Here is a 13,815-nt window from a genome sequence, read left to right as displayed (position 1 = left end):
CGAAAAAATGGCAGAGAACATGACCTACAATGAGTTCCTGCCTACAACGGACAGACTTGACTATATCGCATCTACGTCCAACAACTATGCCTATGCCTTGGCAGTGGAAAAACTGCTTGGCATAGAAGCACCGAGACGTGCACAGGTGATCAGAACAATGCTGCTTGAGCTGAATCGTGTGATCTCTCACCTTTTCTTTGTCGCAACCCATGCACTCGATGTCGGGGCTATGTCAGTATTCCTCTATGCATTCCGTGAACGTGAATTTGCCATGGACCTGATGGAGGATTACTGCGGGGCAAGATTGACACACTCTGCAGTACGTATCGGTGGTGTACCCCTTGACCTGCCTGCAGGTTGGCTGGAAAACATCGCGGCATTCTGTGATAAAGTAGACCATGAAGTGGAGCATACCTATGAAGCGCTGCTTTCAGAAAACCGTATCTGGAAAATGCGTTTGGAAGATGTAGGGGTTATTTCTGGTGAAGATGCACTGAACTGGGGATGTACAGGTCCTATGCTTAGAGGATCCGGCGTGAAGTATGACATTAGAAAAGAAGAACCTTATGAACTTTACTCAGAACTTGATTTTGATGTTCCTGTAAGTGAAAGATGCGACTCTTACGGGCGTTATAGACTCTATATGGAAGAGATAAGACAATCTACACGTATCATCAGACAGCTTATCCCAATGTATGCAGAGACCGAACCGCAGCTGATGGCGCATGCACCGCAGTATATCTCGGCACCAAAAGAAGAGATCATGACACAAAACTATGCATTGATGCAGCATTTTGTACTGGTGACGCAGGGAATGAGACCGCCAAAAGGTGAAGTCTATGTGCCGACAGAATCACCCAAAGGTGAGCTTGGATTCTATATCAAGTCCGAAGGTGAGCCATATGCCTACAGACTGAAATGTAGAGCACCCAGTTTCTTCCATACCGGACTGCTTCAAGAGATCCTGGTAGGTACATACCTGGCGGACGTCGTCACGATCATTGGTACTACCAACATCGTATTCGGCGAAGTTGACAGATAGGAGTAGAGGTAATGACAAAAACGTATATCAAGAGCGACAAGTCGCGAGAGCACTCTGCTGAAGAGTCTTTTGTGAGCTTTGCTCAGAAAGGAACCTGTGAATGAAACGATATGATCTGAGACACTTAAAAGACGATTTTTATGACAGAATGGTTGAGCTGATCGAGCAGGGACTTAAAGTCGGTGAAGTGGGAATTTTCCTCTTTGAAGTAGGGGATTTCTCTTCTATCCAAAAATCTGCCGATGTGATAAAAGCTACCGGACATGACCTGATGAACTCACTGAAGTTCAATGAAGTGGACTGGACCATTGTCGTCAAAAAGGTAGATGAAGCAACTAAACAAGAGAGAGCAGCTCAAAGAGAAGCGGAGAAAGCTGCCGCTGAATCAGCAGAGGCTGAGACAGTAGAGACCGAGTAAAACCCTACTGCCTACTTGTCGTATACTATCTTTCTTTGTGTGAAGATACTATACGACACTACTACACAAAACAACGATCAATCTTTTTTATCTGTATTGTCAAGTTGAAAATTAAAGTGGGGAGAAAACCATACGCTTAAAAAGGTTTTATAGCGTATCGTAGATTCCTACCATGCCCAAAAAAGAGCACAGTAGTGAAGTATTACTTCAAGTTAGAAGCAATATTTTTTACTGCAGCTGATGCATGGTTGAATGCAAGGGCAATACTACCTTGGTCCGTGACAACGTCACCGATCGTGTAGAGACCTTCAACATTGGTCTCAAATGTAGCTTCGTTGTATACAGGCACATCCCATTCTCCGGTCTGAACACCAGAATTCACAAGGATATCTTTTGGAGTGGTACCACCGAGTGCATAGACAGCTCTGTCATACTCACCAGTCGAACCATCCGTAAAGTTCACCTGGATCTTGCCAGCCGGTGAAGGCTCAACGCTCTCAATATCCACACCCATCTTGTTAAGGATTTTACCGTTATCCAGATACTTCATACACATCTCTGTATTGATCGGGTTCATTCTTTTAATCTCAGCTTGTCTGTAGTTAAGCGTTACCACACAATCTTCCATCCCTTCCATCTCTACTAGACCATAGGCATACTCACCGGCAGTGTCTCCACCACCAACAACCATGACATGCTCACCGTTTTGCACTTTAGAAAGGTTGAAGTTCAGTACATCTTTAAGCTCTTTTGGGAACTTGTACTTAGGCTTGTTCGGTTTACCCATACGACCTACTGAAAGGATGATGTTTTTAGCTTTGATGGATTCAATAGCTTCAGCCACATTATCTTGACCATAAATGATTTCAAAAAGCCCATCTTCACCTTTTTCAACTCTCATGATCTCATGATTGTATTCAAACTTGTCAAGCACACCAGCCTCTTTTAGTTTCTCATCCATTTGTTCGATGTACTCTTCTTTAGAACACTCTTCAAATGAAACGTTACCTTCGAATTCAGCCTTGCGCCCCATCCAGTCCTTATCCACTCTTTTACCTTTTTTGTAAAACTTGTGGATCATATCATTGTGGTGAGGTGCTTTGTCGATCACAACAATGTTCTCAATACCAGCTACTTTTGCTTCGATAGCAGCTGCCATACCGCCAGGACCTGCTCCAATAATTGCAATGTCTACTACTTTTCCGTTTTCATGAATCATGTTTATCCTTATAAAACTTTATTTTGACACAGAGTATAACATGCCTTGGGATAAAATGATCTATATCAAAATTATAATATTCATAAGTAGAGCTACCTGTGACCATAGGTAACATAATAAAGAGAAATAAAAGAAAAAAATATCGAACTTTGGGCATAAATGATACATTTTAACACACTACTTTGTTTTTTAATTTGTTTTCTAATACAATCATCCAACATATTTATAGGGCAGGGCAATACGATCATTGTCCAGGGTATATATAAAGTAAGAACAGGACAAGGAAGAGGCGGAAGTGGAGAACAGGATCGAAAGTCACATAGAGAACATTGAAGAGGCTGACAGTATCATTTTTTCAGCAGAGATCACCAATGAAGAGGCATTGATCTTTCAATGGCTCAAAGAGAAACAGGGCAAAAGACTGATATGCCCGGAAGCAAAGGCTTATCAGGATTTTTTAAAAGCATACAGCAGTATGAGCGGACTGCATATGTTTAAAGGGGACATGGAGACCCTGGCGCACTCTGACCTGGTGATCTCTTTTGGTGTATGGTTTCAGGACCAAAGTACAGCATCGGTAGGAGAAGTCCGCAAAGCCATAGAGGAGAGAAAGCCCAGGTTTGTCTACATGCATCCGATAGAAGATGCGGCCCTACAGCCCAGCGTTTCACAATTCATCAAATATGAAGCGGGAAGCGAAGAGGGTGTAGCCGCACTCTTGGCAGTGACATTACTGGAAGACAAAAGTATCCCTGAGCAGATAGAAGAGATTCTGGAAGAGTTTGACATCGGTTACCTCAGTGCAGAAAGCAACGTCGGAGAAGAAGAGCTTGAATCCATGTATGGATCCGTGGATCGGACCGCCACACTCTCACTGATCACAGGCAGTGACCTGTACACCCATCCGAAAGCGGGGCAGATAGCAAAGTTACTGGCACTGCTCGAGAGATATGCAGGCGTGAATGTTGTGTGTCTTCCACCGGCACAGAATGCCCTGGGTGTTGCATTGGTCTGTGATCTGGACGAGAAGATTCAGGGTAAAAGCACGGTCTATCAAACCTGCAAAGAGGGTACCTATGTCCATGCAGACAAAGGTGTGTATATCAGCGATGGGAGGGACCCTGCAGATATAGGTGCGCTGAACCATATGGCGAAGATAGCCGGATTAGAGATGCAGACCCTTATGGACTACAGCAGACGATTGCCGGGGACCAAAGGGTTCCAGGAAATAGATGAAGTAAAGAAGGGCTGCCTGTACCCGTTGGCACTGCAAGAGAGAGACATAGACATCATGCTGGATGAAATAGAGGAGATGCCTCTGTATGACGGTGCACTGGTGTATACCTACAGCATTGAAGAACCGGCATCGGAAAAGCAGCGCATGCCCGACAGACTGTATGGTTCCAAGCAGTTTGCAACGGCCACAAAATTGCAGGATGGTGATATGATTTCGTTTGAGGTCGGGGGAGTGAAGTTTAGCAGTGTGTTTAAGATTGATACACATATGAAAGGAGTCATTGCGTTAAATCCTGTAGTTGACATAAAATTAAGTGCATATTTGCTATCCTCTTACAGATTTAGCAGACTAGCTTTTGAAAAAATAAATAATCAAAAAATAGGAAACAACGATGAGTGAAGTACAAACAGTAGACAATATGGTCTCAATTTCGATCGACGGCATCGAGTACAAAGCAAAGGAAGGGGAGTATATCCTTAATGCTGCACGTGCGAATGATGTGTTCATCCCCGCAATATGTTACTTGACAAGATGTTCGCCGACATTGGCGTGTCGTATTTGTCTGGTAGAGGCAGACGGTAAGCAGGTCTATGCATGTAACGCCAAAGTCAAAGAAGGTATGGAGGTTACGACTGCTACCCCAACGATCCTTGAAGAACGTAGGGCCATCATGGAAGTCTATGATGTGAACCACCCGCTTCAATGCGGGGTGTGCGATAAATCCGGCGAGTGTGAGCTGCAAAACTATACACTTGAACTTGCCGTAGATTCACAATCGTACATGATCCCCGATACGAAAAGAGAGACAACGAACTGGTCTTCCGTACTGCACTATGATCCGGGTCTTTGTATCGTATGTGAACGTTGTACGACCGTCTGTAAAGATATGGTCGGGGACGCGGCGATCACTACGGCCAAAAGAGGCGGGGCCGAACTTGACAAAAGCTATAAAGATACGATGCCGAAAGATGCCTACGCGATGTGGAACAAACTTCAAAAGTCTGTCATCGCTCCAAGTAACGGTACAGAATTCACGAACTGTTCAGACTGTGGCGAATGTATCGCAGTGTGTCCGGTGGGTGCATTGGTAAGCCGTGACTTTGTCTACCAGTCCAATGCCTGGGACCTAAGAAGAATACCTGCCGTTGCAGCGCACTCAAGCGACGGTGCACAGATCTACTATGAAGTAAAACCTACATCGATCGAAGACAGATCTGAAAAGATCTACCGTGTGACCAACGAGTGGAACTATGTATCCTTGGACGGGTCCGCGCGTTTTGCCTATGACTTTGAGAACAGAGGCGTAACGAAAGATGAAGCAGCATTCAATGCGGCGATCGAAGCCTTTAAAAAAGCAGACACGGTTCGTTTCAACGCTATGATCACCAATGAAGAGGCGATGATGCTTCAGACGCTGAAAGAAAAAATGGGACTGAAGCTCTATAACCCTGAGGTAAGAGCATTCCAGAAATTCTTAGGATACTATTCGGCAGCATCCGGGTCTTCTTTATACTCCACAGATACCGATGCAATTATGAAAAAGAGCGATTTTGTGATCTCTGTGGGAGCTGCGCTCAGAAACGATTCACCGGCAATGAAATATGCCTTCAACAATGTACAGAAACTCAATAAAGGTGCAGGACTCTATTTCCATCCTGTAGGAGACACACTGATCCCTGGTTTCGGGAAGAGCATAGAGGTCTTCACGCACAAGGTCGGACTTGAAGAAGCAGCACTCTATCTGATCCTGGACCTGTTCGCAGATAAAGAGAAACTGCCTGCTGATGTCAGAGAGTATATTGAAAGCTTTAAAAGTACTGAGACGAGAACGGTCAAAGAAAAGGTAGAGAAGACGGTGACCGAGATGGTCCTGAACGAAGAGACCGGTGAAGAGGAAGAGGTATCCAAAAAGGTCAAAGAGACGGTAGAGAAAGAGGTAACGGTTTCTATCAACGGGCTAGTGAACCTACTTGGCGGTGACTCTGAGGCGTTTGCCGATGCTTTTGACAAGATGATGAAGAAAAAAGAGGCGTTCTCATTGATGGTGGGGGAAGACCTCTATTACCATGAAAAAGCAGAGAACCTTGCTAAACTGGTAGCACTGATCGAAGCAACGTGTGATATGGATGTCGTGATGACACCACCAAAATCGAATGCACTTGGTGTAGCGCTGATCTGTGACCTTGATGATGACTGTTCCGGTTATACGGTAGGGTACAACGAAAATGGTGACTTCAGACTCTCAGCGCTGGGGGACGGTGACCTGGATATGCCTGCGATGAACCAGCAAGAGGGAACATTGACCTCTATGGGTAAAAGAGTACTTCCGACCAATGCGGCCGTGGAGTACGGCGGATATGAATTGAATGATATGATGAAAGCACTGGTAGGCGCACCAGAGTTGACGATCGACTGGACCCGCATGCTGCCTGTGTCAAAAGGTTTCAAAGCGGTAGCCTTCGATGATCTGCCAAACGCGTTTGAAAACGACGGTACGGATAACCGCGGGTACAGACTCGATGTTGTAACGCAAGAGGTTGAAATGCCGGCAGTTGAAAAGTTCGATGAGAGCCTGGTACTCGAAGGCGAGATCGCCTATAGATGTAACCCTGCCAGACAGTTCAACGACTTTACCGATAAATCTCACGAGATCTTCGAAGCATTTGCACTGTATGCAAGTACAGAGAAAGCAGAGAGCCTGGGAGAAAAGGTAGAAGTAGTCTTTGAGAACGGAAGTATCACTTTGGATGTTGTTGCGGATGAGAAGATCCAGGGAGACATCGTAAAAGTACCAGACTTTAAAGCTGCAAAGGATGTCTATGGTCTTTTTGGAGCTTCCAGATATCAAACAGTAACATTGAGAAAGGTGTAAGATGGAAACAACACTGATAGAAAATTTACCGGAAGTGACTGCCCTGGGTGTCATCATCAAAGCGGTGATCATCCTGGCTGTGATCTCAGCCATTGCCGGGTTTGGTACCTATATAGAAAGAAAAGTACTTGCATTTATGCAAAGACGACTTGGGCCGATGCACGTAGGACCTTATGGTTTACTGCAAATTGCAGCGGATGGGATCAAACTTTTCACGAAAGAAGACATTGTCCCGCAGAATGCGAACAGATTTATCTTTATGGTCGCACCTATTATTACCGCAGCAACGGCATTTATCGCCCTTTCTGCCGTACCGGTATTTCCGGATTTTACCGTGCCGGAGTTTATTCCTTTGCTTGGCGGTACGTTCGTGCCATCCATGGCATCTGATCTGAACATCGGGGTATTGTTCGTGCTCGGTATGATGGCAGCGGGACTCTACGGTCCGCTCTTGGCAGGTATGTCACAGGCAAACAAATGGGGTATCATCGGAGCAGCAAGAACGGCTATCCAGTTCCTATCGTATGAAGTGGTGACAGGGCTTTCGATCCTGGCGCCGATCATGCTCGTAGGTTCACTCTCATTCGTTGAGTTCAATGAAGCACAGTCAGGCGGTATCGGTTCATGGCTGATCTGGCAGCAGCCGGTAGCCTTTGTACTGTTCCTTATCGCAGGATTTGCAGAAACGAACAGAACACCGTTTGACCTTCTTGAGCATGAAGCGGAAGTTGTTTCCGGGTATGCGACAGAGTATTCAGGTATGAGATGGGGTATGTTCTTCATCGGTGAATATGCGAACATGATCACCGTTGCGATCATCGCTTCTATCGTCTTCTTGGGCGGTTATAATGCGGAAGGTGCGTTCGGATGGTTGTTTATCATACTTAAGATAGCATTCTTCTTCTTCTTGATGCTATGGGTAAGAGCATCATGGCCGCACATCAGACCGGATCAGTTGATGTGGCTGTGTTGGAAAGTATTAATGCCGATCGCTTTAATCAATATTCTGATTACGGCGCTGGTAATAATGGTATAAGGGAGCAGGTATGGGTTTAGAACAGTTTAAAAACAGAAATGTAGGCACTCAGAACTACAAAACACTGGATGTAGGGAAAACACCTGCATCTCCTATGGAGAAGTTCTCACAGGTCATGAAAAGAACCGTTAAAGGTGAGCTTTTCGTGGGACTATGGGTGACAATGAGAGAAATGATCAATACGCTCTTCAGAGGAAAGGCACATACGGTCAAGTATCCGTTTGAAAAAATGCCGATCTCACCAAGATACAGAGCGATCCATGATATGCTCAGACTGCTTGAGTCTGGGAACTATCGATGTATCGGATGCGGCCTTTGTGAAAAAATCTGTATCTCAAACTGTATCTCTATGGATACGAGATACGATGAAAACCAGCGTAAAGAGGTCAGTGAATATACGATCAACTTTGGTCGCTGTATCTTCTGTGGGTATTGTGCAGAAGTATGTCCGGAACTCGCTATTGTGCATGGACCGCGTTATGAGAATGCTGCAGAGCAAAGAGCAGGCTTCTCACTTTTTGAAGATATGTTAACACCTATTGACAAACTGAATTTGCAGCAAGAGTATGACGGGTTCGGTGCTGTCTCTCCAAATGCAGATGAAAACATTAAAAAAACGCCATTAGCGTACTAGGGAGTAGGTGATATGTTAGAAAACTTTATAGCATCATTAATGACAGTAGAAGGGTTTGCCTTTTATCTCTTTTCTATATTGACAATAGGACTTTTTTTGATCACCGTGATGAGCAATAATATCCTTTACTCCATGACATCGCTTGCCGCAGGCATGGTACTGATCTCTGGATTCTTCTTCCTGCTGGGCGCGGACTTCCTTGGTGTGGTTCAGTTGGTGGTGTATGTAGGGGCAGTGATGGCACTCTATGCATTTGCCATGATGTTCTTTGATGCGACAAGGACCATCAAAGAGAAAAACACCAGCACGATGCTGGTATTTGTGCTTGGCGGTCTGTCAGCCCTGGTATTGGTTCTGATGTTCGCAGCACCGATCTATTCAGAGAACATACAGGCACTTTATCCGATGCATGAAGGGGTAGGGAATGCACAGGATGTAGGGATTGTGCTATTTACCAAGTACCTGGTCCCGTTCGAAGTAGCCGCACTTATGTTGCTGGTAGCGATGGTTGCGGGGATCATTCTTGCAGGTAAGAAAATGGATCAGAGTCTCACTGAAGATATGGGTGCAGATGATGAAATTATGATAGTAAAGGATGAAAAATGATAGGTCTTTCTCACTACCTGATCATATCCGCGATACTCTTCTCTATAGGGTTGGTCGGTGTACTTAGAAGAAGAAACCTTTTAATGCTTTTCTTCGCAACAGAGGTGATGCTTAATGCGGTCAATATAGCATTTGCAGCGATCTCCCATTATTATAATGATCTGACGGGTCAAATGTTTGCATTTTTTATCATCGCTATTGCAGCGAGTGAAGTGGCAGTAGGACTTGGTATATTGATCGTATTGTATAAAAAACATGGAAGTCTTGATCTTGACGACCTAGCAAGCATGAGAGGATAATGATGGAAAACTTAGTATATATTGCACTTTTTGCACCGCTTGTCAGCTCACTCTTTGCAGCTTTATTTGGTATGAGTGAAAGAAAAATATTTGTAGGTATTGCAGCTTCACTATTGATAGGTGTTGCCTTTGTTGCTTCTGCGATCTTGGCATTCAACCTTTACACCACAGGTACGATCGTACACGTAACCATGATGGATTGGATCAATGCAGGAGATCTCAATATACCGTTTGGATTTGTCGTCGATCAGATCTCTGTTACGATGATGACCGTGGTTACACTGGTATCCACCATCGTACACATCTATGCGATAGGGTATATGGACCATGACAAGAGTTTCAACCGATTCTTCTCTTATCTATCGGCGTTCGTATTCTCTATGATGATCCTTGTGATGTCAGATAACTTTGCCGGACTCTTCATAGGTTGGGAAGGTGTGGGTGTCTGTTCTTGGCTGCTGGTTGGTTTCTGGTACCACAAACCGGACCAGACAAGAGAGCAGAATCCTTCTATCTCTCCATCATGGGCTGCGAACGAAGCATTTATCATGAACCGTATTGCCGACCTGGGGATGCTTGTCGGTATCTTTATCCTGTACTGGAACACAGGGTCACTGCAGTATGATGAAGTGTTTGCACAACTTCCGTACCTCAGTGATGTGGTCTTGACCGGCGCAGCGATCGCACTGTTTATAGGAGCGATGGGTAAATCAGCGCAGTTCCCGCTGCACACATGGCTTACCGATGCGATGGAGGGACCGACGCCGGTCTCTGCATTGATCCACGCAGCGACCATGGTAACAGCAGGGGTATTCCTGGTGATAAGATCCAACCCGCTCTACAGTATGGATGCAGTGGCAGGGGTGAGCTTCTTCATTGCAAGTTTGGGTACATTTGTTGCCTTCTATGCGGCATCTATGGCACTGGTAGAACGTGACCTGAAGAGAATTATTGCCTACTCAACGCTTTCGCAGCTGGGGTACATGTTCGCAGCAGCAGGACTCGGAGCCTACTGGATCGCACTTTTCCACCTCGCAGCGCACGCGTTCTTCAAAGCACTGCTCTTCCTTGGCGGGGGTAACGTCATGCACGCAATGCACGATGAGCTTGACCTCTTCAAAATGGGTGATCTCAGAAAGAAGATGAGAGGGACATGGATCTATATGACGATCGCGTCTATCGCACTTGCCGGATTGCCGCCGTTGGCAGGTTTCTGGTCCAAAGATGCCATCATTGAAACAGCATTCAATGAACATACGTATGTACTATGGGGTATGCTGGTCATTACCGCGGGAATGACGGCATTCTATTCGTTCAGACAGGTATTCTTGTCCTTCCATGGTGAAGACAGACATACACCGCTAGGGTTCCACCCTCATGAGATGTACAGATTTGTACTCGTGGCAATGTCTCCGCTGGCAGTACTAGCCATCATCACAGGATGGTTCATGGGAGCCTATAAAGCGTTCATCTACCAGATCGGTGAGGGGGTACAGTATGAAATGTCCGAGCACACGCACCACATTGCTACCTACCTGGGGCTGATAGTGATATTCTTTGCCATCAGCGGTATTGCACTTGCGTACCTGAAATATGCAAGAACAGGTGAACATGCCTTTAAACGTAACGAAGAAAAAGAGAATGGTTTCTTCTATAAATTATTGAAAAATCAGTACTATGTACCGAAGTTCTATGAAGAATTTATCACAAAACCGTATATGATGATCTCTGAGAAGTTCTGGACACAGGTAGATTTAAAAATCGTGGACGCGACCGTAGACAATATTGCGAAGTTCCTTTATGGTACGGGTGACAAGACAAGAAGTATGCAAACAGGTAACCTTTCAAACTATCTAAACTGGATGGCTGTTGGTGCGGTACTATTATTGGTAATTGCTGCGATTTCAGCGATGATAGGGTAAGGGGTAAAAATGGAAAATATTTTAAGTATATTGGTATTCTTCCCGGCAGTGGCAGGACTGTTGGGTTTTGTAGTAGATAAAGAGAGCATAAGGACCTATGGTATTACAGTAGTTGCCATAGAGTTTTTGCTGTCACTATGGTTGTGGTTCAGTTTTGATACAACCAGTGCAGGGATGCAGTTTGTAGAAATGATACCGTTGATCCCGGATATGGGTATTTCGTACTACCTTGGGGCAGACGGTATCTCACTCTTCATTATCTTGATGACCACACTGATGACGATGATCGGTATGGCAAGCATGGGGGAAACAAAGAACATCAAGAACATGATCATTTCGCTTCTCTTCCTGGAGATGACGATGATCGGTGTGTTCGTTGCACTCGATGCGATCATATTCTACCTGTTCTGGGAGCTTTCACTGGTGCCTATGCTCTATATCATCGGTGCATGGGGTGGACCGCTGAGAGTCTATGCCTCTATCAAGTTCTTCCTCTATACCTTTACAGGTTCACTGATCATGCTGGTAGGTATGCTGTTCGTCGCATACATTTACCATAGTCTTACAGGGGTATGGAGCTTTGCAGTGACAGACTGGTATGCACTGGTCCTGCCGGTAGATTATCAGTTATGGCTCTTTGCGGCATTCTTTATAGGGTTTGCCATCAAAGTGCCGATGTTCCCCTTCCATACGTGGATCCCTTATGCGCACGGACAGGCACCGACGATCGGTTCTGTGATCCTTGCTGCGGTACTGCTTAAAATGGGTACGTACGGATTCGTAAGATTTTCGCTTCCAATGTTCCCGGATGCATCAGTATTGACGATCACGCCGATCGCAGTGCTGTCGCTTATCATGATCATCTATACCGCGATGATCGCCTATGCGCAAAAAGATATCAAGCAGGTGATCGCGTACTCTTCAGTATCGCACATGGGTATTATCATGCTCGGTCTTTTTGCCATGAATGCGGAAGGTCTGGCTGGTTCGGTCTTCCAGATGCTTTCTCACGGTATCGTATCCGGTGCGCTCTTTATGCTTGTCGGTATGATCTATGACAGAAGACATACGAAATTGATGTCTGAGTTCGGCGGTATAGCCGCAGTGATGCCAAAGTTTGCTGTCATCTTCGGAATTATGTTGATGGCATCGGTCGGATTGCCGCTTACGATCGGTTTTGTCGGTGAGTTCCTTGTCCTTCTTGGTTTCTATGAGGTATCACCGATGATGACCATCCTGGCAGGAACTTCCATCATCCTGGGAGCGGTCTATATGTTGCGTGTCATGAAGCGTACTTTCTTTGGTCCGCTGGAAAACGAAGAGAACAAAAAACTTCAAGACCTGAACAGACGTGAAACATGGTCCCTCATCCCATTGGTTGCGATAGTCATTTGGCTGGGGGTATATCCTAAACCGGTACTGGCACCTATTGATAACTCTGTAAAGGCATTGTTGAACTTTATGGATGAAAAAGCGATTACGCAAGAGGCAAAAGACATGATAAGAGTTTCAAAAAACGATAAGGGAGGTATCTAATGTTAGAGCCTATTAATGTGAGCTTAGAGAGTTTAAACCTCATTACCCTTGCCCCTATGCTTATTGCTATTGCCGGAGGATTGTTTATTCTGGTGATCGATCTGATCAATGATAAACTGCACAAGTCGCTGTATGTGATGTTGACCATTTTGATACTCTTCGTGGACTTTGGTGCCGTCATGGGACTCAATGTCAATGAACGCGGCTTCTTTGATGTAATGCTGATCGACGGGGTCTCTATCATTTCCCAACTGATGATCATCGGTGGCTCAATGATATTTATACCGCTTGCGTTAACATCAAAGCGTTTCCATGAATACTCCTATCCTGAATTCTTTGCACTCTTTTTGTTCATGATCGCAGGATTCCAGTTCATGGCTGCTTCTGACAACCTTATCCTAATCTTCGTAGGGCTTGAAACTGCATCATTGGCACTCTATACATTGATCGCACTCCACAACAGATCCAACTCCTATGAAGCGGCTGTGAAGTACTTTACCATGGGTGCACTGGCGGCTGCTTTCTATGCTATGGGTTCAGCGGTCATTTATGCTTTGACCGGATCTGTAGAGATCTATGAGGTCGCTGAAGTGCTTTCAGGTCGTATCAATGAACCGGGATTGATGATCGCGATCTTTGGTTCTTCTGTGCTGTTGCTGGTCGCCTTTGCATTTAAGATCTCGCTCTTCCCGTTCCATACATGGGCTCCGGATGTCTATGAAGGTGCCTCTGCGCCGCTGGCAGGTTATATGTCCGTGGTACCTAAGGTGGCTGCATTTGTAGTGAGCATCAGGATCTTCGGTATGTATATCGATCTTGGTATCGAGTGGGTGAGATGGATGATCTTGATCATTGCAGTCATCACTATGACACTCGCGAACGTGATGGCATTGGTACAGAATGATGTAAAACGTATGCTTGCGTACTCCTCTATCTCCCATGCCGGTTTCATCATAGCCGCATTGGCGCTGGATACGACAGAGGGTAACACAAG

12 protein-coding genes are annotated in these 13,815 nt (G+C 45.3%); 11 read left to right on the top strand and 1 reads right to left on the bottom strand.

Going from position 1 to position 13,815, the window contains the following annotated elements:
• Both nuoD and VIM88_RS03550 read left to right on the top strand, forming a co-directional pair.
• On the top strand, nucleotides 1–1,042 hold a 1,042-nt coding region (gene nuoD / locus VIM88_RS03555), incomplete at its 5' end, for an NADH dehydrogenase (quinone) subunit D (protein ID WP_331861507.1).
• A 100-nt stretch (nucleotides 1,043–1,142) separates the two neighbouring features.
• The gene (locus tag VIM88_RS03550; protein ID WP_331861506.1) at nucleotides 1,143–1,460 is read left to right on the top strand and encodes an NADH-ubiquinone oxidoreductase subunit E family protein; all 318 of its coding nucleotides are present in this window, start codon (nucleotides 1,143–1,145) and stop codon (nucleotides 1,458–1,460) included.
• Nucleotides 1,461–1,662: 202 nt separating this feature from the next.
• Here VIM88_RS03550 and VIM88_RS03545 read toward each other — a convergent pair whose 3' ends face one another.
• Nucleotides 1,663–2,679 (bottom strand): NAD(P)-binding domain-containing protein, encoded by a 1,017-nt coding sequence (locus VIM88_RS03545; RefSeq protein ID WP_331861505.1) that lies wholly within the window; start codon nucleotides 2,677–2,679, stop codon nucleotides 1,663–1,665.
• A 295-nt stretch (nucleotides 2,680–2,974) separates the two neighbouring features.
• Here VIM88_RS03545 and VIM88_RS03540 point away from each other — a divergent pair, with 295 nt between their 5' ends.
• The 9 genes from VIM88_RS03540 to nuoN form a co-directional block, all read left to right on the top strand.
• Nucleotides 2,975–4,315, top strand: coding sequence for a hypothetical protein (locus VIM88_RS03540; RefSeq protein WP_331861504.1), 1,341 nt, complete (start codon nucleotides 2,975–2,977; stop codon nucleotides 4,313–4,315).
• Nucleotides 4,308–6,788, top strand: coding sequence for an NADH-quinone oxidoreductase subunit G (locus VIM88_RS03535; protein WP_331861503.1), 2,481 nt, complete (start codon nucleotides 4,308–4,310; stop codon nucleotides 6,786–6,788). Before VIM88_RS03540 ends, VIM88_RS03535 begins: the two co-directional genes overlap by 8 nt.
• A 1-nt stretch (nucleotide 6,789) precedes the next feature.
• Entirely contained in the window at nucleotides 6,790–7,824 is a 1,035-nt protein-coding gene (gene nuoH / locus VIM88_RS03530; protein WP_331861502.1) for an NADH-quinone oxidoreductase subunit NuoH, read from the top strand.
• A gap of 10 nt (nucleotides 7,825–7,834) precedes the next feature.
• The gene (gene nuoI / locus VIM88_RS03525; protein ID WP_331861501.1) at nucleotides 7,835–8,458 is read left to right on the top strand and encodes an NADH-quinone oxidoreductase subunit NuoI; all 624 of its coding nucleotides are present in this window, start codon (nucleotides 7,835–7,837) and stop codon (nucleotides 8,456–8,458) included.
• Between the two features lie 12 nt (nucleotides 8,459–8,470).
• On the top strand, nucleotides 8,471–9,064 hold the full coding sequence (locus VIM88_RS03520) for an NADH-quinone oxidoreductase subunit J (RefSeq protein ID WP_331861500.1): 594 nt from the start codon (nucleotides 8,471–8,473) through the stop codon (nucleotides 9,062–9,064).
• Entirely contained in the window at nucleotides 9,061–9,363 is a 303-nt protein-coding gene (nuoK, locus tag VIM88_RS03515) for an NADH-quinone oxidoreductase subunit NuoK (protein WP_309499362.1), read from the top strand. The genes VIM88_RS03520 and nuoK overlap by 4 nt, the downstream gene beginning before the upstream one ends.
• A 2-nt stretch (nucleotides 9,364–9,365) precedes the next feature.
• Nucleotides 9,366–11,285 (top strand): NADH-quinone oxidoreductase subunit L, encoded by a 1,920-nt coding sequence (nuoL, locus tag VIM88_RS03510; protein ID WP_331861499.1) that lies wholly within the window; start codon nucleotides 9,366–9,368, stop codon nucleotides 11,283–11,285.
• A 9-nt stretch (nucleotides 11,286–11,294) separates the two neighbouring features.
• On the top strand, nucleotides 11,295–12,821 hold the full coding sequence (locus tag VIM88_RS03505) for an NADH-quinone oxidoreductase subunit M (protein ID WP_331861498.1): 1,527 nt from the start codon (nucleotides 11,295–11,297) through the stop codon (nucleotides 12,819–12,821).
• Nucleotides 12,821–13,815, top strand: a 995-nt coding sequence (gene nuoN / locus VIM88_RS03500; protein ID WP_331861497.1) for an NADH-quinone oxidoreductase subunit NuoN, incomplete at its 3' end; no start/stop codon positions are given. The genes VIM88_RS03505 and nuoN, both read left to right, overlap by 1 nt.

This window comes from Sulfurovum sp., assembly GCF_036568385.1.
GTDB lineage: Bacteria > Campylobacterota > Campylobacteria > Campylobacterales > Sulfurovaceae > Sulfurovum.
The sequence above is the reverse complement of the archived record's forward strand: the minus strand, read 5'-3'. Positions and strand labels throughout refer to the sequence as shown.